This window comes from uncultured Butyricimonas sp., assembly GCF_959596855.1.
Lineage (GTDB): Bacteria > Bacteroidota > Bacteroidia > Bacteroidales > Marinifilaceae > Butyricimonas > Butyricimonas muris.
The window spans coordinates 1-18,728 of sequence record NZ_CAUFYA010000025.1 but is presented as its reverse complement, the minus strand read 5'-3'; the positions used below and the strand labels follow the sequence as shown (position 1 = coordinate 18,728).

Sequence of the window (18,728 nt, the reverse complement as noted above, 5' to 3'; positions counted from 1 at the left end):
TGATACCCGTGTTGTCGAAAAAATTGTAACTTTGTAAGGAGGATGATTATTTGTATCATGGTCAGAATACTTTCCTTATTTGTTTGTATTCGTGAAAATATTTACTATTTTTGCCTCCGTGAAATGTTTCTTCGGGGCAGGGTGCAATTCCCTACCGGCGGTTATAGTCCGCGACTCCCTTTCGAGGGACTGATTCAGTGAAATTCTGGAACCGACGGTTAAAGTCCGGATGATAGAAGAGATGTTGATTGTAATTGATATTATATTAGTACAATATAAATCTATGCCCCGAATGTATTACATTCGGGGCATTTTGTTTTTGGAAAGGAGTAACACGTATGGTAAAACAGAAAGATATCGAGTACATGAGGCGGGCGATAGAACTTGCCGAACAGGGAGCGGGATTCGTGAATCCCAACCCGATGGTGGGAGCCGTGATCGTGAAGGGGGGACGAGTGATAGGTGAAGGTTGGCACGAGCGTTACGGGGAGTGGCATGCGGAACGGAATGCGTTGAAAAATTGTACGGAAGATGCCCGGGGGGCGACGATGTACGTGACTTTGGAGCCGTGTTGCCATTACGGGAAAACTCCGCCTTGCACGGAGGCGATTATCGAACACGGAATTGAACGGGTATTTGTCGGGATGCCTGACCCGAACCCGTTGGTGGCGGGAAAAGGATTGTCTTTATTGAGAGAAGCGGGGATAGAAGTGGTTTGTGGGGTTGAAGAAGAAGCGATACGGGAGCAAAACAAGATATTTTTGAAGTATATAGCGACACGGCGTCCGTGGGTAATATTGAAGACGGCGATGACGTTGGACGGAAAGATAGCCACGTGGTCGGGCGATTCGAGATGGATCACCGGTACGGAAGCACGGGCTTACGTGCACGAGTTGCGTCATCGTCTGATGGCGGTGATGATTGGTATCGGTACTGCCGTGGCGGATGATCCGTTATTAAATTGCCGGATAGAAGGGCGGGGAGTGCGTCAGCCGATACGGGTTATCGTGGATAGCAATGCCCGTTTGGGATTGGATAGCCAAATTGTGAAGACCGCGGGTAAATATCATACGATTGTAGCTCATACCCGCTTTGCCGCGGAGGAACGTTTGGAAGCGTTGAAGCAAGCGGGTGTTGAAACTTTGCTTTGCGAGGAGAAAGAAGGATTGGTAGACGTGGATAACTTGCTTTTCTTACTAGGACAAATGGGGGTGGATTCCATTTTGTTGGAAGGTGGTGGAGGTTTGAACTACAGCTTTCTTGCCGGTGGTTTCACGGATGAAGTCTACTCTTTTATCGCCCCGAAGATAGTGGGAGGCGAAAAAGCCAAAACCCCGGTGGAAGGTGTCGGTATTGAAAAAATGGCAGATGCCGTCACTTTAGAAAGAACAGACGTGTTGTGTTTGGGACAGGACATACTCGTGAAGCTAAAAGTTAAAAATTAAAAGATAATAGATTTGGTGATTTAAAAGCGGGGGATTTGAGCGGGGAAATCTAAAATCTAAAATCATAAATCTAAAATTAGTATGTTTACAGGAATAATAGAAGAAATAGGAACAATAAAAGGTATCAAGCGGGGAAACCGGAGTGTGGTGCTGGAGGTGAAGGCGAAAAAGGTGTTGGAGGATTTGAAAGTGGGTGATAGCATTGCCACGAACGGGGTTTGCCTGACGGTGATTTCTTTTGATAGCGGAAGTTTTTGCGCGGATGTGATGCCGGAAACGATGCAGCGCAGTAATCTCGGAGAGTTACGCGCGGGTAGTCCCGTGAATCTGGAAAGAGCGTTGAGTTTGAACGGTCGATTGGGGGGGCATATTGTTTCGGGACACGTGGACGGGATGGGAAAGATCGTGGGGCGAGAGAAGGATGAAAATGCGATACGGGTGACGATTGCGACCTCTGGCGAATTGTTGCGGTATATCGTGGAGAAGGGGTCTATCACGATTGACGGGATTAGTCTGACCGTGGTGTCGGTATCGGATAGCGTATTTACCGTTTCTGTTATTCCTCACACGCGGGATGAAACGACCTTGGTAAAGAAACAGGTCGGGGATAACGTGAACTTGGAGAATGACGTGATTGCCAAATACGTGGAGAAGTTAATGCGTCCGGCATCTCCCGCGGAGCCTAAGGGTGGATTGACGTTGGATTTTTTGTTGGCGAACGGGTTTTGAGAATTTAAAATATAGAATTTAAAACAAAGATATGGAAGATTTCAAGTTTAGTACGATTGAAGAGGCGATAGCCGATTTGAGAGCCGGGAAAATGATTATCGCGGTGGATGATCCGGATCGTGAGAACGAGGGGGATTTGATTTGTGCCGCGGAGTTTGCCACGTTGGAGAACGTGAATTTTATGGCATCATACGCTAAAGGTTTAATTTGTATGCCGATGAGCAAGGCTTTGACGACAAAGTTAGGCTTGGAACAAATGGTGACCACGAATACGGATAATCATTGTACGGCTTTCACCGTGTCAATCGACCACGTGGATACAACCACGGGTATTTCCGCGTTGGAGCGTTCGGTTACGGCAATGAAGGCGGTAGAGGATGATGCCAAGTCGGCGGATTTTCGTCGTCCGGGACATATGTTCCCGTTGGAGGCGAAGAAAGGCGGTGTGTTGGAGCGTATGGGACACACGGAGGCCACGGTGGATTTGATGCGGATTGCCGGGTTGAAAGAGTGTGGGTTGTGCTGCGAGATCATGCGGGAGGATGGGACGATGATGCGTACTCCGGAATTGATGGAATTCGCTAAAGCACACGGGATGAAGATGATTACCGTGTCGGATTTGATTACTTATCGTCGGCAGACGGAGATGCTCGTGGAACGGGTGACAGAGGCGGATATGCCCACGAAGTACGGTTTCTTCAAAGCGTACGGGTACGTGAATAAGATTAACGGGGAGCATCACGTGGCGTTGGTGAAAGGTGACGTGACGGATGGCGAACCTGTTTTGTGTCGGGTGCATTCGGAATGTCTGACAGGCGATGTGTTCGGTTCCTTGCGTTGCGATTGTGGCGACCAGCTTGCCGAGGCGATGCGCCGGATAGGCGAGAGAGGTCGTGGCGTGTTATTGTATATGCGTCAGGAAGGTCGCGGTATCGGGTTGATTAATAAGCTGAAGGCTTACCACTTGCAGGACGAGGGAATGGATACGGTGGACGCGAATCTGGCACTCGGTTTTAAAGCCGATTTACGGGAATACGGCACCGGGGCAGAGATTCTCGCTGATCTTGGCGTGAAGAAAATGGTATTAATGACCAATAACCCGTTGAAAATTAACGGGCTGACAGGGTACGGGATCGAGATCGTGGGACGTGAACCGATAGAGATGACGTGTAACGAGAAAAACGAGTTCTACATGTACACGAAGTACAAGAAAATGGGACACATGCTTCATGTGCGTGAACGCGAAGAGGTAGAGAGATTGAAAGAAGAATTGAAAAACAAATAAATATAGGAAACGATGAATTTACTCGAAGGAAAATTATTAGCAGAAGGACAGCGCATCGGTATCGTTGCGGGACGTTTTAATGAATTTATTACCAGTAAATTGTTGGGTGGGGCAGTAGATGCTTTCAAGCGTCATGGCGGTGACGAGTCGAATATTGATTTAGCTTGGGTTCCCGGTGCATTCGAGATTCCGCTGGTTGCTAAGAAAATGGCAGAAACAAAGAAGTACGATGCCGTGATTTGTTTGGGTGCCGTGATTCGCGGTGCAACTCCTCACTTCGACATGGTCGCTAACGAGGCTACCAAAGGTATTGCTAACGTGGGTTTACAAACCGGGGTACCGATTATTTTCGGTGTTTTGACTACCGACACGATTGAACAAGCCGTTGAGAGAGCCGGAACGAAAGCCGGAAACAAAGGTTTCGAGGCTGTAACCACGGCAATCGAGATGATTGATTTGTTGAAGCAGATTTAAGACAATAAATGATAAGTGAAGAAAAACGTCGCTCTCACGAGTGGCGTTTTTTTTAAGGTATATTTCCTATATCTACTGAAGACCTATCGTAATCCTACCGAAGAACTAGGGTAATCAGTACGTGGTGCTGTGTTTGCTGCGGCGAATACCCGGGGGTTCTTATGGGAGATAATAGGATGTTCGGGAAATAAACGGAGGACAACCGGAGATGGGGGATGATTACGGTATTATTTGGGTAGGATTACAATGGGTTCTCGATAGGAATTACAATAAAGGGGCTGCATCAGAATTTTGATACAGCCCCTAATCGAGTTCTTTTGAACGTTATTTCTTTTTCGGCATTTGTTTCATGCGTTGTTCTTGCATACGTTGCATATCTTCCAGTCTTTGTTGGAACTTGGATTTCTTCACAGGTTTCGTTTTGGCGAGTTCTATTTGTTTTAATAGTTTCTCGTCGTTGACGAATTTACGGATAGCCCAAGTTTGCACGATGGTGATCAACGTGGCGATGAAGTAGTAGTAACTCAAACCGGACGAGTAGCTGTTGAAGATGAACAGGAACATGATAGGCATGATATACATCATGGTCTGCATACCTTTCATTTGGTCGTTTTGCGGTTGGTTCTTACTGTTATACCACATGTACAGGATGTTCGTGATTGTCATTAACAAACAGAATAAGCTGACATGGTTGCCGTAGAACGGGATGTTGAACGGCAGCGTGGCGATAGAGTCGTATGATGCGAGGTCGGTAGCCCACAAGAAACTCTTCTGGCGCAATTCGATGGCACCGGGGAAGAAGTAGAAAAGGGCGATCAAGATCGGCATTTGTAATAGCATCGGCAAACAACCGCCCATGGGGTTGACTCCCGCCTTTTTATACAGTTTCATGACTGCCTGCTGGCGTTCCATGGCTTTGTCGGCAGGGATTTTCTTGTTGATTTCGTCAATCTGCGGTTTGAGTACCCGCATTTTCGCCTGTGACATATAGGATTTATAGGTCAAGGGGAAGAGTACCAATTTAATGATCAACGTCAACAGGAAGATGATTAAACCGTAGTTCAGTGTCACGTTTGATTCCAAGAAGTTGAAAATCGGAATGACCACGTAACGGTTAAACCAAGCAATCCATTTCCACCCGAGGTTGATCAGTTGGGGAAGTTCTATGTCTTTTCCGTATTCTCTCAGTATCGGGTAGGAGTTCGGTCCGAAGAAGAATTGCATATCGTATTTCTCGATAGCTTTTCCCGTGTAAGGGAGAGATATTTCTGCCTCGGCGTTCTTCAAGTAGCCCGGGGTATTGTTTGTTGTGTTGGAAACATCGGCGTTTGGAAACGACTCTTTGGCGATAAGTACTGAGGAGAAGAATTGTTGTTTGAATGCAATCCATTTCACGCTCGTTGCCAGATCGGTCTTCTCGTCGCCGGTAAGTGACAAGTGTTCCACGTCGTTGTTCGAGAAGTTATAGTAGACTCCCGTGTAGCGACTTTCGAAATCACGGCTCTTTTCCAATTGCGGCATATCCACTTTCCAGTAAAGGGTCAGGAAATTCGTGTTGGCGGCAATGACGTCGTTAAGGTTATAGGTGTTGATATTGAAATCGACCATGTAGGAGTCGGGTGCCAGCCTGTACTCAAATTCGAGGTATTTGTTTTCTTCCACGTATGCACGCATGGTGAGCACTTGCTCGGAATTTGCGGCGATTAGGTTTTTCTGGTTCGTGCTAGGGACAAAGATCAAGTCTTCGGTGTTGATCTGTTTATTTCTGGCATAGAAATTCATTCCCAAGGCACTCTTGTTTTCTTTCCACAATACAAGCGGGAGTGAGTCGTGGGTACGGTAGTCTTTCAAGTCCACGTAGTCAATCCGTCCGCCTTTGGTGTTGATATGCAATTTGATTTTGTCATTTTCCAGCGTGTATTGTTCCTCGACAGCCGAAGAGTCTTGCGTGAAGACACTTGTAGCGGTTTGAGCCGTTGCCTCCTGTTGTGAAGCGAAATCAGCTTCTCTCTGTTTCTCCAGCGCAGCGGCTCTTTGAGCCTCCACTCTCGCTATGGAGTCACGGCGGTGTATTTGCCGCAATTCCTCTTTCGATGGGCTCATGAAATAAGAGTAGCCGATTAGCATTAACGCGATAACGACTAAACCGGTTATTGTATTTCTATCCATATACTGATTTTAAATTTTATGATTTATTGATTCTGTGATTTATTGATTGCCGATTCTGTGATTCTTGTAATCTGGGAATCATTGAATCGGCAATCACGGAATATCATGATAAACACGCTTTTACAAATGCCACGAACAAGGGATGCGGGTTGGTTACCGTACTCTTGTATTCCGGGTGGAATTGAGTTCCCACGAACCATTTGTGCGTGGGGATTTCCACGATTTCGGTCAACCCTGTTTCCGGGTTTACCCCTGTCGTGATCATTCCGGCTGCTTCGAATTGGTCGGTGTATTCTCCATTAAATTCGTAGCGGTGGCGATGTCTTTCTTCAATCTCTTTCGAGCCGTATGCTTCCATGGCCTTGGAACCTTCTTTTAACACGCACTTGTAGGCTCCCAGACGCATGGTACCTCCCTTGTCGGTTACTTCTTTTTGCGATTCCATGAGGTCTATCACGGGATATTTGGTTTTTGGTGCCATTTCCGTAGAATCGGCTCCTTCAAGATGCATCACGTTGCGAGCGTATTCGATAACAGCCATTTGCATTCCGAGGCAGATACCGAGGAACGGGATGTTATTGGTGCGGGCGTATTCGATAGCCAGCAGTTTGCCTTCTATACCGCGTTGCCCGAAACCGGGAGCAACCAAAATGCCGTCAACGTCCTTGAAGAGTTCGCAGATATTGTCTACATGGATATCATGGGCACTGTGCACCCATTTGATATTCACTTTGCAGTCGTTGGCTGCACCGGCATGGATGAATGATTCCACGATAGATTTGTACGCGTCGTGTAATTCCACGTACTTACCCACGAGGGCAATGTTTATTTTGCGATTGTAGTTTTTGAATTTGTACAGGAAACGCTCCCATGATTCCAAATCCGGCTCGTGTTTTAAAGGTAATCCTAGTTGGGATAGTACTATCTCGTCGAGTTTCTCTTCCCGCATTTTGATGGGCACCTTGTAAATGGTGTCGACGTCGATGGATTGAATGACAGCTTTCGGGTCTACATTACAGAATAAGGCTACTTTTCTCCGGATGTCGGAACCCAGTTCATGTTCCGTGCGCAACACGATGATATCCGGTTGTACCCCGTTTTCCAAAAGGGCTTTCACGGAATGTTGCGTGGGTTTGGTTTTCAATTCTCCCGATGCGGTGAGATAAGGAACCAAGGTCAAATGGATGAACACGGATTTCTCCCCGAGCTCCCAGCGTAACTGGCGAACGGCTTCGATGAACGGCAGCGATTCGATGTCGCCCACGGTTCCCCCGATCTCGGTGATAACGAAATCGTAGTCACCTTGGCTGCCGAGAAGTTTTATATTTCGTTTGATCTCATCCGTGATATGCGGAATGATTTGTACGGTTTTTCCCAGATAATCTCCGCGGCGTTCTTTGGTAATCACGTTCTGGTATATGCGTCCGGTCGTGATATTGTTGGCCTGTGAAGTGGGGATGTTCGTGAACCTTTCGTAATGTCCCAAATCCAAATCGGTTTCCGCACCGTCATTGGTCACGTAACATTCTCCGTGTTCATAGGGATTCAAGGTTCCGGGATCTACATTAATATACGGGTCCAGTTTTTGGTTCGCGACTTTATAACCTCTTGACTGGAGGAGTTTGGCTAGCGAGGAAGCAATGATTCCTTTCCCCAAAGATGAGGCAACTCCACCCGTAACGAATACATATTTTGTTGACACGATATAAATATTTTATAATTGTTTCTATATTCTACATCCAACGACTTGAAAATACTTGAACTGTTTGTTATTCTGCTGAATAACAAGCAAAATGATCAAGTATGTCGAAACTTAACGACAAAAGTAAGAAAAAATATGATACAAACATAAAAAGAGGGGCAACTGTGTGCCCCTCTTTTTTATCTTTCTTAGATCATGCCGTCGATAAGTTTTAGCTTTTCTTGCATCAGACTTAGTTTGTGGCGGGCGTTTTCGATCTTGGCAGTAAATTCCCGGATTAAACCTTCCGATTTGTTGGACTTGGAGAAGAACCCGATATTGTTCTCCCAAGCGTGCAGGTCTGTTTCCAGTTGCTTGATCTTGTTTACCAGTTTTTCCCTTTCTTGGATGATCTTGCTTACCTTGTCGTCGCTGTTGTCGAACGTGTTGATCTTGGATTTGAAGCGTTCTATGTTTTTATCGAATTCGTCAATGTCAAGTAGATCAAAATGCGCGTTGATCAGTTTGCGGAATTCTGTTTGAACCGCGTCCTTCTCTTTGATAGGTACGAATCCGATTTCAGCCCAGCGGGTTTGGAATGCTTTCAAAGTTTCGATATCTTCATCCGTGTTGCTTGTCAGTTGGAAGTTGCGCACCTCTTCAATCAAGGCTTTCTTGAGTTCCAGATTCTTCACTTGATCGGCATTCAAGTTTTTTGCCAATTCGGATTTTCTGTCAAAGAAATAGTCACAAGCGGAACGGAAGCGGTTCCATATTTTATTGGAAACCTTTTTTGGCACGGGTCCGATTGTCTTCCATTCCCGTTGATATTCAATAATCTTGGATGTGGTTGCTCGCCAATCTGTACTTTCTTTTATAGCCTCAACTTTTTCACAAAGAGCTATTTTCTTTGTCAGATTCTGGCTTTGCATATTTTGAATTTCTTGGAAGTATTGGCGTTTCTTGTTAAAGAACGCGTCGCACGCTGCCCGGTATCGCTTGTAAAGGCGATTACGTTCTTTGATAGGAATGGTGCCCGCGTGTTTCCATTCTTCCTGAAGGGCGAGTACTCCGTCTGCTGCCGTGTTCCAATCCGAGATCTTTTCGATGTTCAAGGCGGCGTATTCTTCGAGCTTCCGGCAAATCTCTTCTTTTAATTTTAAATTGTTTTCTTGTTCTTCCCGGAGGGTATCGAAGAATTTATGATACGCGTCATTGATCTTGTCGGTCACTTCTTTGAATCGATTCCACGCCTCTTCTTGATGTTCTTTGGCAACCGGGCCAATCTCTTTCCATTGTGCATGGAGCGATTGCAATTGGCGGAAGGCGTTGCCGACATTGTTATCTTCGAGTAAGGCGGTAGCCTGTTCGATCAATGTATTTTTGGCGTCGAGGTTTTTCTTCAGATCCAAATCACGCAATTCTTTATTGATCTTGACGTAGTTGAAGAAGTTCTCCACGTGGTGGTGGTATGTTTCCAGCAGGTTGTTTGCTTGTGCTTGCGGAACCATACCGGTATTACGCCACCTGTCTTGCAGGTTTTTGAAATCCTGATAAGTTTTATTCAACGATTCCTCGTGTTGGATCAAATCTTTGAGTTCCTCTATGATCTGGAGTTTATCTTTTAAGTTTTGTTCTTTTTCCTCTTCCAGTTTTTTATAAAATTCCGTTTTCTTTTCACGGTAGGTTCTGTACACGCTATAAAAACGCTCCTTGGAATTGTCTTGATAATCGAATGTTTCCGCCGGACTTCCGTCTTTCGTGTACTCGGCGAGAGCTTTGTCGTATTCTTTCTGGTATTGTGCTTCGAAAACTTGCGGCAGGCTGTCCAGTACCTTCAAGCGTTGCACGGGAAAGTCGTCGATCAGAGCTTTCATGTGAGAGATGATCTCATCCGTGTTAAAACTGGAGAAATCCCATACCGGAACTTCTTTTTCGGGGGTTTTCTCGATAGGTGTAGGTTGACCCTGAACTGAAACTTCGTTTTGTGTTTCGTCATTTAAAGTGTCCGAAGAAAGCTGCTCGTTATTTTGCAACTCCTCGGCTTGTTGTAAGTTTTCTTGCTCCATAGCTATTCCTGTTTTTACGCATTCAACTGACGAAAATAATGATTTATTCTGACACTGCCAATTTATATTAACTAAAAAAACGGAGAAGACTTCTTTTTGGAATTCTATCGTAAACATGTATCTTTGACATTTATTATTAGCGATTATGTTTTCATATATATTATATGGTCTTGTTTGGTTGATCAGCTTTTTGCCGTTTCGGGTGCTGTATATTATCGCGGACATAAATTATGTCCTGCTATATTACGTGTCCCGTTACCGCCGGGAAGTGGTGCGTACGAACCTCTGTAACTCTTTTCCGGAAAAGAGTTTGAAGGAGATTGTGGCAATAGAGAGGAAGTATTATAAGCATATGGCAGATCTGTCGGTCGAACTGTATAAATTGTGGCATATGTCCGAGGCCGCGATACGGAAACGCTGTGTTTTTCGAAACACGGAGTTGCCGCAGAAATATTTTGACGAGGGAAGGAGCGTGATCGGCGTGCTGGGGCATTACGGCAATTGGGAATGGATGTCTTCGTACAGTCTTTGGGAGAACGATGCCGACTTTTTGGCTTTATATAAGCCTATCCGGAGTAAGGTGACCGACCGGATGATGAAAGCGATTCGCTCGAAGTTTGGTGCCGTGTTGGTTGCCAAGGATGATACCTTGCGGGTGATTGCCCGTTATCGTTCGGAAAAAAAGTTGTTTTTAGCCGGATTTATCGGGGATCAGACACCCAATGTTCACAATCTTAATTTCTGGACTCGCTTTTTGAATCAAGATACTCCTGTTTTACTGGGGACGGAACGAATCGCGAGAAAGTACAATTTTCCTGTTGTTTCCGTGCGTATGCGTAAAGTAAAGCGTGGTTATTACGAGGTGGAGTTTATTGATGTTTGTGCTAATCCTGCCGGGTTGGAACCGGGGGTATTGACCGAGATGCATACCCGGTTACTGGAGTCGTTTATCCGCGAGGAGCCGCAGTATTGGCTGTGGTCGCACAAGCGATGGAAACATAAGAAAGTTTAAGACTCGAGAATAGAGAGTGCGGGGGAAAATTAGAAATCTAAAATCTAAAATCTAAAATGTATAAGCGTGTTGCTGTCATTATATTGAATTGGAACGGGGAGAAGTTGTTGAGGGAATTCCTGCCTTCGGTGATTCGGAATACCAATCCGGAATTGGGAAGGGTGATCGTGGTAGACAATCATTCTTCTGACGATTCGTGGGGGTGTTTGGAACGGGAGTTCGCGAGTGTGGAACGGGTGTTGTTTGAAGATAATTTCGGTTTCGCGGGAGGGTATAACCGGGCGTTGGAGATGATCGAGGCAGAGTACGCGGTGTTGTTGAATAGTGACGTGGAGGTTGCACCGGGATGGCTGGAACCGTTGGTTGATGCTTTGGATCGTGATCCGCGTGTTGTTGCCGTGCAACCCAAAATATTGGCTTACCGGGAGAAAGATAAATTCGAGTATGCCGGGGCGAGTGGCGGTTTTATCGACTATCTCGGCTTTCCCTTTTGCCGCGGCCGCGTGATGGATTGCACGGAGGTCGATACCGGACAGTATGATGATGAGCGGGAAGTGTTTTGGGCAACCGGGGCGGCGTTGTGTATCCGGCGGGAGCGATATCTGGAGGCTGGCGGGTTGGACGAGGCTTTCTTTGCCCACATGGAGGAAATCGATCTTTGTTGGCGATTGAAGAATAGCGGGTATGTATTAAAGGTAGTACCTTCTTCCGTGGTGTATCATTTGGGTGGAGGCTCCTTGCCCATGAATCATCCCCGGAAGTTGTTTTTGAATTATCGCAATAATCTGTTGATGTTGCACAAGAACCTCGGGGGGGCTTCCCGGCAGAAAGTGTTTTTCGTGCGTTTGCTGTTGGATTGTATGGCAGGGGCTCTTTTTCTGATGAAAGGAGAGTTTGCCAACACTCGTTCGATCATACAAGCGTACAAGGCATTCCGGAAGTTGAGGAAAAGATACCCGATCCCGGCAGGCATGAAGCCGTTTGCCGAAATGTATCCCCGTAGTATTATTCTGGATTATTTCTTGCGCGGGAAAAAGAAATTCTCGGATTTGAAATTTTAGAGGTGTGGGAATAAACCTTTGACATAAAACCTTGTCTTAGTGTAGAAGGCTTTTAAAACTTAGGAGTTAGAATGAAGGAAATGAGCGATGAAGATATAGTAAAGCTTTTTCACTCGGGTAACGGTGAGGATAAAGCATTCCGCGCGCTGGTGGCTAAATACGGCGAGCGGCTCTATTGGCATATCCGGAAGATCGTTATCGACCATGATGATAGCGATGATGTATTGCAAAATACATTTATCAAGATATGGAGAGGTCTGAAGGAGTTTCGCTACGAAGCGAAATTGTTCACGTGGATGTACCGCGTGGCAACGAACGAAGCGATTAACTTCTTGAACGAGAAGCGTCGGAAGACTTACGGGAATTCGCAGGAGATTACGCCCATGCTGGAGAATCAGTTGGAGAGTGATACGTTTTTCTGCGGGGACTCTATTCAGCGCGAGTTGCAAAAAGCCGTGCTGAAGTTACCGGAGCGCCAACGGTTGGTTTTCAACATGAAGTATTTTGATGATATGAAATACGAGGATATCGCGGAAGTATTGAATGTGGCGGTAGGGACTCTCAAGGCGACGTATCATAATGCGGTGAAGAAGATCGAGGAGTGCTTGAAGATTTCGGATACTTTGCCCACGTTTGATTAATAATGAATGTAAAGGGATGATTATGGATAATTTAGACGAGAAATACAGATCAAAGAACCCGTTCTCCGTACCTGACGGTTACTTCGACTCCTTGGAGGAGCGAGTGATGGAACGGGTGAAGGAAACCGGGAAACCCAAACGCGCGGGGGCTTTGCAGATGTTGAAGCCTTATTTAGGATTGGCGGGATTATTCGTGTTCGCGATGCTTTTCGTGCAATTTCTATTGCCTCGTTTAGTAGATGATAATGAAATGTTGGCAAAGAAAACGGAACAGAAAGCGTCGGCCGCACAAGAAGAGGACGAGTATATATTCGATACGGATTTCGACCCGTCCCGCGAAGAGATTATCGAGTATTTGTCACAGGAGTCCGATGTTGCGGATTTCTTGTTTGCTGAACGCAGGTAAAATTGTATAGAAGGTATCATATTTGAAAAAAGCTGGATTTATTATTTTGATGGTTGGACTTTCGCTCTCGTTGTTCGCTCAATCGGGTAAATTGAGCGACGAGAAACGCAAAGAGTTTGAAGCCCAAAAAATAGCGTTCTTTACCCAAGAAATGGAATTGACACCGGAGGAGGCTGTCGTGTTCTGGCCTCTCTATAACGAGATGCAACAGAAAATGCGGGTTGAAAACGATAAGATACGTGCGTTGACCTGTAAAAAAGAAAAGACAGCCCCGGTAACGACGGAGGAACAAGCGAAAAAGAATCTGAAAACCGTTTTGGACGCGGAGCAGGCGGCATGGAATATCAAGAAGGAATACACGGATAGGCTGTTGAAAGTGTTGCCCGCTAAAAAAGTGTGGCTGATGTTCGAGGCAGAACAGAAATTCCGTCACCAGCTATGGAAAAAAATGGAGAATAAACCCGTTCCTGTCCCCAGATAATGTGTTTCGGAGGTATTGAGATTTAGTTTATTAGCCGTCTTGCCTGAAAAAAAAAGAAAAAAAAGACCTTAAAAGCTTGCAAGAACGATAAAAAGCACTACTTTTGTCAGCGCTATTGGAGAGATGGGTGAGTGGCTGAAACCAACAGTTTGCTAAACTGTCGTACGGGATTACTGTACCGGGGGTTCGAATCCCCCTCTCTCCGCCACAAATTTTAGAGGTGCTTCGGGGCGTAGCGCAGTCCGGTAGCGCATCTGCTTTGGGAGCAGAGGGTCGCAGGTTCGAATCCTGTCACCCCGACGGTTGGAAGACAAGGAGTTACGGTAAAATGGACTCCTTTTTTTGTATCCTAAAGTATAATGTATTTCGGTTTTTGCGGGTTTTTGCAGGTTTTTTCAGTACATTTGTTTGCAAATAGTTTGCAAATTAGAGGTCAAAATATGATAACTGCAAAAATTTACCTTGATACAAGATCGCAAAAGAAGGACGGGTCATTCCCTGTTAAAATTTACGTTAGCAAAAATAGGAAATATTTCCTAGTAAAAACAGGTTTGTCTTCCATTATAGAGAATTGGGATTTCGACAAGTTCACCTCGAACGAGCCAAATCACAGGGCGAAGAATGTGCGATTGAGAGATATTTTAAATAAGGTCGAGAAAGTGATTTTTGATATAGAGGAGAAAGGGAATGCGTATTCGATCACGAACGAGCGACTAAAAGAGATTATTGAGAAAAAAATATCGGGCAAGCTGGAAGGTATGAGTTTTATTGATTGCTTGGATGAGTTTATCAGTACTAAGACCAAAGAAGGCACGATTGCTGTTTACACGCACACGAAAAGCAAGATATTGGAATTTGACCGAGATGCAACTTTTGAATCGATGAACAAGGAATGGTTAATACGTTTTGAGAATTGGTTACTTGAATGTGATAACAAGGTAAACACGATAGGCATTCACCTTAGGAATATTCGGTCTGTTTTTAATTACGCGATAGATAACGAGTATACTAATATTTACCCGTTTCGCAAATATAAGATAAAGAAGGAGGAAACGGCTAAAAGATCGTTGTCCGTAGAAGAGTTGCGAGAGTTAATGAATTTTGATGTGGAAGAGTATCAGGAGCGATACCGAGATATGTTCATGTTGATGTTTTACTTGATGGGCATTAATGCCGTAGACTTGTTTAATCTTCCCCCGCTAAAAGGAGATAAAATTGTTTTCCACCGGGCGAAAACTAATCGCTTGTACGAGATGAAAGTGGAACCGGAAGCATTGAAAATTATTGAAAAATATAAAGGGCAAGGGAAATATATGCTTAATGTTTTAGATGATTATAAAAATTACAAGGACTTTTTGCACCGGATGAATATAGGGCTTCAAAAAATAGGTGACGTGGAACGTAAGGGGCTAGGAGGAAAGAAAAATATAACGGTAAAATTTCCCGGTTTGTCGTCTTATTGGGCGCGTCACACGTGGGCATCAATCGCCGCCGGTCTTGATATTCCTAAAGAAACGATAGCGGCAGCCCTCGGTCATTCTGCAAGTTCTGTTACAGATATTTATATCAAGTTTGACAAAAAGAAAATTGATGAGGCGAACAGGAAAGTTATTGATTATATTTTTGATAAAAAATAATAGAAATATTTCCTATTTTATTTTGGAATAATAGAAAATTTTCCTATCTTTGAAATGTCAAACAAAACGAATATAAAGATGAAGTACACGGAGTTTCACAAGAGTATTAGAAAAAAAGGTAAAAAAAGAGGTTGGAGATGGACAGGGAAGGCAGAGGGGAGCCACTATATTTACGAGGATAATAAAGGCATCCGTTACCCAGTTCCTTACCACGGGGCGAAGGAGATGCCGGGAGGATTGAGAATAAAGATTAGCAAGGAAATGGAGCTTGAATAGCTCCTTTCTTCTGGAACAAACAAAATTGTACGACATGGGAAAAATTAAAGTAACAATAGAAAGAGGCAAAGACATGTTTGGGGCATGGGCAGAGAATGTGGAAGGTATATACGGGGCGGGAGACACCGTTCAAGAAACACAAAAAAACATTCATGAAGCGATAGACCTGTATAAAAAGTATAACACCGAAATACCTGACATTTTACAGGGGAATATTGAAATTGAATGGAGATTTGACGTTCGTAGTTTACTGGAATATTATAGCGGAATATTAACTAATGCCGGGTTAGAACGTATCACGGGTATAAATCAAAAACAATTGTGGAATTACGCTAACGGGGTAAGCAAACCTCGTCCAACGCAAGTAAAGAAAATAGAAACGGCATTACACAATTTAGGTCGTGAACTTATTGCTTTATCTTTGTAGTTTTGTTTGACAGCTTATGCTATTAGAAAAGCAAAGCCCCGGTAGATTCTACCGGGGTATTTTGATGGGTTAATTTTTTGCAGCTTCTTCTATTTTCTTCATCATCTCTTCATACTCTTCTTTCACGTATAGCATTATCGGATCGCAGCATAAGCCTTGCTTTACAAGTGTAAAATGGTCGTAATCTTTCAATTCTAGCAAAAATCTAAATGCTCTTTCTCGATAGTGTTTATTCTTGCCACGGAAGTAATTGTTTCGAGGCTTATGGAATAGATATTATTCCTTATTGTGGTTAAGGTTATGAATTTTTTCATGATATCTAGTTTTAATTCGTTATATATTTGACTTTTTTGTTTGGAATTAAAGTTGCAAACTTATTCATGAAATCCCAAGAAAGTCTGTATGGACTCCCTTTCATGCCTTGGTAAGATGTTTTGTTCCATGATGATTTTCCAGTTACGCCACCAATCGTAATTTCTACATTCATAATGAATTTTCCAGTTATTCTAATCATGATCGTATCTGATTTTTCAGAAATAACAAACATTAGTTTGTTATCTGTAGATTCAACTCCGTGTGTGCCTGTTGTAATGAAATATGCGGAACTATCAATCTTTTCAGGTTCAATTCCTTCTAATAGTAATACTTTTACGATTTCGTTTAATGCCTCTTTGGGAGTTTTGTAACTTGTTACGAGTTCAATTGTATTTGTTTTCTTAGGTATTTCTATTTTTTTGTTTTTCTTATTTTGACAAAATCCAGAACACGCAACTAATGTCACGATGCATAAAATTAATAGTTTTTTCATAATCTCCCTGTTTTGGTTTGTTATTGAGTATTTTCTTCTTCCGATAATCTCTTTGCGTATCTTTCTTGAAATGTTTGAGACCATTGTTTTAGTGTGATCGTTTCTTCAAGAGACGATTTATTTGCAATGGGCAAATCTACTTTCTCGTATTCGAACCCGCATAAAGCTAACATTTCGATGATTCCGTTTTCGTTTAGGATAATAGCATTTTTCCCTTTGCTGATATTTTCGTTCATTTTCTCAATTTTCTTATCCCCAGCCTGTAAACCTGCTATCAGAATATTAGTTGCGCTAGACACGTGTTCACTAACTATTGCGCCGAGTAATTCAAGTAGATCACGCAACCGTTCTCGATCCGACCATGAAATGAAATGTCCTGATAATGCAATCCTTTTTTTAATAAACGGGTTATCCTCATTATCGAACCGGGAATCTATTGTTACTTTTTTGTTATACACTGCGTATTCGCTTGTGCTCTTCATGGATGATTCGTCACTAAGATCAACGATGTTGTATTCAATTCCGCATTGAGATAACATCTCTATAATCTCATTTTCATTTAAAATAATCGCATCTTTCCCGTTGGCTATATTTTCCTTCATTTTATTCAATTTGGTATCTCCGGGGAACATACCTTTAATGAGGATGTTTGTAGCTCCAGACACGGAACTACTGACCCTTGCGCCAAGTGTTTTCATGAGTTCATGTAAGTCGTCTCTACGTGACCAAGAAATAAATTCACCCGTGAGTACAACTCTTTTCCCCTGAAATGGATTATTCTCATTGTCATACTTGGGATCAATAGGCTTTTGCTCTTTCTTGGTATGACTATTTTGTCGAGGAGCACTTTCATCTTTAGTATTGTTATGCCGCAAGTATATTTCAGCGCAAGCAAGAGCGTCAGAAAGAGGATCGTGATGTGTTAACGGTATTTGAAACTCTTCGCATATTATTTTTAACGATCTCCGGTCTATATCCATTGTATCAACCCATGTTATATTTAAGTCTTCTTGAATATTATATAACTGCATGGCATTATTTAAACAATGAAATTCTACGCTTTTTGCGTTATGTGCGACAATGGTCTTGTTTTTTAACCTGCGTTGAATCTCCGGGTATATTTCTGGGAACGTAGGTGCGGCTATCGTTTTGTCCGGGGTAACTCCATGTATAGATATACACATATTCGAGTATTCATTTCGGGGCGGTTGTATTAGGGAGAAATATTTTTCCATAATAATTCCATTAATGACGGTTACGATACCAACGGAACAAATGGAATGTCTTTCTTTGGTTGCTGTTTCAAAATCAATAGCAACGTAATTTAAAGTATCCATGCTAAAGAATTTTTATCGTGCGTTGAAAAGCTGTTAATAGCATTGATAGATGTCCTAATTCTTCATGAGAACATTTGTCAATATCTCTTCTTTGTATTAGATATTGATTGAAGCTTTGGAATTCTGGATGTGAACATTCGCTTTTAATGTGGTCAATGATTGTTGGGCGTATTCCTAGGTATTTTGATGATTCCTCGTCACCAATTTTTTCGATCATATTTTTTATTGTAACCATCCACGAAGCAACTGAATCAATATAAAATTGTTCCGCTTTTGATACTCGTTTGAGTTCTTTTTGCATTAACGATTTTATCTTTTCTAGGGAAGGATTAGGTTTGATTAATAATTCATATTCGATTTCTTTTTTAGAATCTCCTTTCCAAGGTTTTTCATTTTCAGATAAAAATCTGTACGCTAAAGAATACGAGTATATTTCAATCTGTTCTTGAGTCATTTTATTTTAATTTTGCCGATCCTATAAATTGTTATGCCCACCTACTAATACTTGCTACCGCCACGACTAACGCCCAATCGTGAATATCTACTATTGGGTAGTTGAATGGTTTAAAGCCTTCCTCCTTATTAAAAGATTCCAGTAACACGTATCCTTCTCGATCTGATTCTTGCACGATCTTAACCATAACGCCCTCGGAAGTCGCTAAAGCATAAACTTCGCCGTACCGGACAACACCGGAACGGCATTTTATACACCCAATGTAGTCACCTTCTTTTACACTACGATCCGGGTATTCACGATTTATCATGCTTCGTCCTTTGGCTCGAATCGTGA

General features: G+C 43.3%; 19 protein-coding genes, 2 tRNA genes and 1 riboswitch. Of the genes, 14 read left to right on the top strand and 7 right to left on the bottom strand.

The annotated features are described in order from the left end of the window. The first annotated feature begins 123 nt into the window (after positions 1-123). A riboswitch (FMN riboswitch) is annotated at positions 124-245 on the top strand. A gap of 93 nt (positions 246-338) precedes the next feature. The 4 genes from ribD (at position 339) to ribE (ending at position 3,933) form a co-directional block, all read left to right on the top strand. Further along, a complete protein-coding gene (ribD, locus tag Q5866_RS11740; protein ID WP_099289879.1) occupies positions 339-1,445 on the top strand; it encodes a bifunctional diaminohydroxyphosphoribosylaminopyrimidine deaminase/5-amino-6-(5-phosphoribosylamino)uracil reductase RibD in 1,107 nt (368 codons plus the stop codon). 81 nt (positions 1,446-1,526) lie between these two features. Beyond that, positions 1,527-2,174 (top strand): riboflavin synthase, encoded by a 648-nt coding sequence (locus tag Q5866_RS11735; protein WP_099289880.1) that lies wholly within the window; start codon positions 1,527-1,529, stop codon positions 2,172-2,174. Between the two features lie 31 nt (positions 2,175-2,205). Continuing rightward, complete coding sequence (locus Q5866_RS11730; protein WP_303180403.1) at positions 2,206-3,459, top strand: bifunctional 3,4-dihydroxy-2-butanone-4-phosphate synthase/GTP cyclohydrolase II; 1,254 nt, start codon at positions 2,206-2,208, stop codon at positions 3,457-3,459. 12 nt (positions 3,460-3,471) lie between these two features. Next, positions 3,472-3,933 carry a 6,7-dimethyl-8-ribityllumazine synthase gene (gene ribE, locus Q5866_RS11725; RefSeq protein WP_186977446.1) on the top strand — a complete coding sequence of 154 codons (462 nt, stop codon included), beginning with the start codon at positions 3,472-3,474 and terminating at the stop codon, positions 3,931-3,933. A gap of 324 nt (positions 3,934-4,257) precedes the next feature. Here the strand turns inward: ribE and yidC are convergent, their stop codons facing one another. The 3 genes from yidC to Q5866_RS11710 all read right to left on the bottom strand — a co-directional run bounded on the left by yidC (position 4,258) and on the right by Q5866_RS11710 (position 9,852). Continuing rightward, positions 4,258-6,102: a membrane protein insertase YidC gene (gene yidC, locus Q5866_RS11720; protein ID WP_099289883.1), complete on the bottom strand. Its 1,845-nt coding sequence runs from the start codon at positions 6,100-6,102 to the stop codon at positions 4,258-4,260. Between the two features lie 103 nt (positions 6,103-6,205). Further along, on the bottom strand, positions 6,206-7,804 hold the full coding sequence (locus Q5866_RS11715; protein WP_099289884.1) for a CTP synthase: 1,599 nt from the start codon (positions 7,802-7,804) through the stop codon (positions 6,206-6,208). 188 nt (positions 7,805-7,992) lie between these two features. Then, positions 7,993-9,852: a DUF349 domain-containing protein gene (locus Q5866_RS11710; RefSeq protein ID WP_303180400.1), complete on the bottom strand. Its 1,860-nt coding sequence runs from the start codon at positions 9,850-9,852 to the stop codon at positions 7,993-7,995. 145 nt (positions 9,853-9,997) lie between these two features. On the opposite strand from Q5866_RS11710, the gene Q5866_RS11705 reads away from it, so the two are divergent. The 10 genes from Q5866_RS11705 (at position 9,998) to Q5866_RS11660 (ending at position 15,793) form a co-directional block, all read left to right on the top strand. Beyond that, positions 9,998-10,864: a lysophospholipid acyltransferase family protein gene (locus tag Q5866_RS11705; RefSeq protein ID WP_186977440.1), complete on the top strand. Its 867-nt coding sequence runs from the start codon at positions 9,998-10,000 to the stop codon at positions 10,862-10,864. Between the two features lie 56 nt (positions 10,865-10,920). Then, complete coding sequence (locus Q5866_RS11700; RefSeq protein WP_303180398.1) at positions 10,921-11,925, top strand: glycosyltransferase family 2 protein; 1,005 nt, start codon at positions 10,921-10,923, stop codon at positions 11,923-11,925. A gap of 71 nt (positions 11,926-11,996) precedes the next feature. Beyond that, the gene (locus Q5866_RS11695) at positions 11,997-12,566 is read left to right on the top strand and encodes an RNA polymerase sigma factor (RefSeq protein ID WP_099289888.1); all 570 of its coding nucleotides are present in this window, start codon (positions 11,997-11,999) and stop codon (positions 12,564-12,566) included. A gap of 22 nt (positions 12,567-12,588) precedes the next feature. Then, the gene (locus Q5866_RS11690) at positions 12,589-12,972 is read left to right on the top strand and encodes a hypothetical protein (RefSeq protein ID WP_303180396.1); all 384 of its coding nucleotides are present in this window, start codon (positions 12,589-12,591) and stop codon (positions 12,970-12,972) included. Between the two features lie 22 nt (positions 12,973-12,994). Next, entirely contained in the window at positions 12,995-13,453 is a 459-nt protein-coding gene (locus Q5866_RS11685; RefSeq protein WP_303180395.1) for a hypothetical protein, read from the top strand. Positions 13,454-13,570: 117 nt separating this feature from the next. Next, a tRNA-Ser gene (locus Q5866_RS11680) sits at positions 13,571-13,661 on the top strand. Between the two features lie 18 nt (positions 13,662-13,679). Continuing rightward, positions 13,680-13,753, top strand: a tRNA-Pro gene (locus Q5866_RS11675). 140 nt (positions 13,754-13,893) lie between these two features. Further along, on the top strand, positions 13,894-15,090 hold the full coding sequence (locus Q5866_RS11670; protein WP_303180394.1) for a site-specific integrase: 1,197 nt from the start codon (positions 13,894-13,896) through the stop codon (positions 15,088-15,090). A 78-nt stretch (positions 15,091-15,168) separates the two neighbouring features. Beyond that, complete coding sequence (locus Q5866_RS11665; RefSeq protein ID WP_303180392.1) at positions 15,169-15,366, top strand: type II toxin-antitoxin system HicA family toxin; 198 nt, start codon at positions 15,169-15,171, stop codon at positions 15,364-15,366. 34 nt (positions 15,367-15,400) lie between these two features. Then, a complete protein-coding gene (locus Q5866_RS11660) occupies positions 15,401-15,793 on the top strand; it encodes a type II toxin-antitoxin system HicB family antitoxin (RefSeq protein WP_303180390.1) in 393 nt (130 codons plus the stop codon). 325 nt (positions 15,794-16,118) lie between these two features. Here the strand turns inward: Q5866_RS11660 and Q5866_RS11655 are convergent, their stop codons facing one another. The 4 genes from Q5866_RS11655 to Q5866_RS11640 all read right to left on the bottom strand — a co-directional run. Further along, the gene (locus Q5866_RS11655) at positions 16,119-16,601 is read right to left on the bottom strand and encodes a hypothetical protein (protein ID WP_303180389.1); all 483 of its coding nucleotides are present in this window, start codon (positions 16,599-16,601) and stop codon (positions 16,119-16,121) included. Between the two features lie 20 nt (positions 16,602-16,621). Further along, positions 16,622-17,938 (bottom strand): exonuclease domain-containing protein, encoded by a 1,317-nt coding sequence (locus tag Q5866_RS11650; protein ID WP_303180387.1) that lies wholly within the window; start codon positions 17,936-17,938, stop codon positions 16,622-16,624. Between the two features lies 1 nt (position 17,939). Beyond that, complete coding sequence (locus tag Q5866_RS11645) at positions 17,940-18,392, bottom strand: hypothetical protein (protein ID WP_303180386.1); 453 nt, start codon at positions 18,390-18,392, stop codon at positions 17,940-17,942. A 31-nt stretch (positions 18,393-18,423) separates the two neighbouring features. Further along, positions 18,424-18,728 (bottom strand): S24 family peptidase (locus Q5866_RS11640; protein ID WP_303180385.1); only part of this gene is annotated, 305 nt, incomplete at its 5' end.

Coding starts and splice junctions, on each gene's coding strand:
- Q5866_RS11655 (WP_303180389.1), bottom strand. CDS start 16,601: ATGAAAAAACTATTAATTTTATGCATCGTGACATTAGTTGCGTGTTCT.
- Q5866_RS11650 (WP_303180387.1), bottom strand. CDS start 17,938: ATGGATACTTTAAATTACGTTGCTATTGATTTTGAAACAGCAACCAAA.
- Q5866_RS11695 (WP_099289888.1), top strand. CDS start 11,997: ATGAAGGAAATGAGCGATGAAGATATAGTAAAGCTTTTTCACTCGGGT.
- Q5866_RS11705 (WP_186977440.1), top strand. CDS start 9,998: ATGTTTTCATATATATTATATGGTCTTGTTTGGTTGATCAGCTTTTTG.
- Q5866_RS11735 (WP_099289880.1), top strand. CDS start 1,527: ATGTTTACAGGAATAATAGAAGAAATAGGAACAATAAAAGGTATCAAG.
- Q5866_RS11670 (WP_303180394.1), top strand. CDS start 13,894: ATGATAACTGCAAAAATTTACCTTGATACAAGATCGCAAAAGAAGGAC.
- Q5866_RS11645 (WP_303180386.1), bottom strand. CDS start 18,392: ATGACTCAAGAACAGATTGAAATATACTCGTATTCTTTAGCGTACAGA.
- Q5866_RS11730 (WP_303180403.1), top strand. CDS start 2,206: ATGGAAGATTTCAAGTTTAGTACGATTGAAGAGGCGATAGCCGATTTG.
- Q5866_RS11660 (WP_303180390.1), top strand. CDS start 15,401: ATGGGAAAAATTAAAGTAACAATAGAAAGAGGCAAAGACATGTTTGGG.
- yidC (WP_099289883.1), bottom strand. CDS start 6,102: ATGGATAGAAATACAATAACCGGTTTAGTCGTTATCGCGTTAATGCTA.
- Q5866_RS11665 (WP_303180392.1), top strand. CDS start 15,169: ATGAAGTACACGGAGTTTCACAAGAGTATTAGAAAAAAAGGTAAAAAA.
- Q5866_RS11710 (WP_303180400.1), bottom strand. CDS start 9,852: ATGGAGCAAGAAAACTTACAACAAGCCGAGGAGTTGCAAAATAACGAG.
- Q5866_RS11690 (WP_303180396.1), top strand. CDS start 12,589: ATGGATAATTTAGACGAGAAATACAGATCAAAGAACCCGTTCTCCGTA.
- ribE (WP_186977446.1), top strand. CDS start 3,472: ATGAATTTACTCGAAGGAAAATTATTAGCAGAAGGACAGCGCATCGGT.
- ribD (WP_099289879.1), top strand. CDS start 339: ATGGTAAAACAGAAAGATATCGAGTACATGAGGCGGGCGATAGAACTT.
- Q5866_RS11700 (WP_303180398.1), top strand. CDS start 10,921: ATGTATAAGCGTGTTGCTGTCATTATATTGAATTGGAACGGGGAGAAG.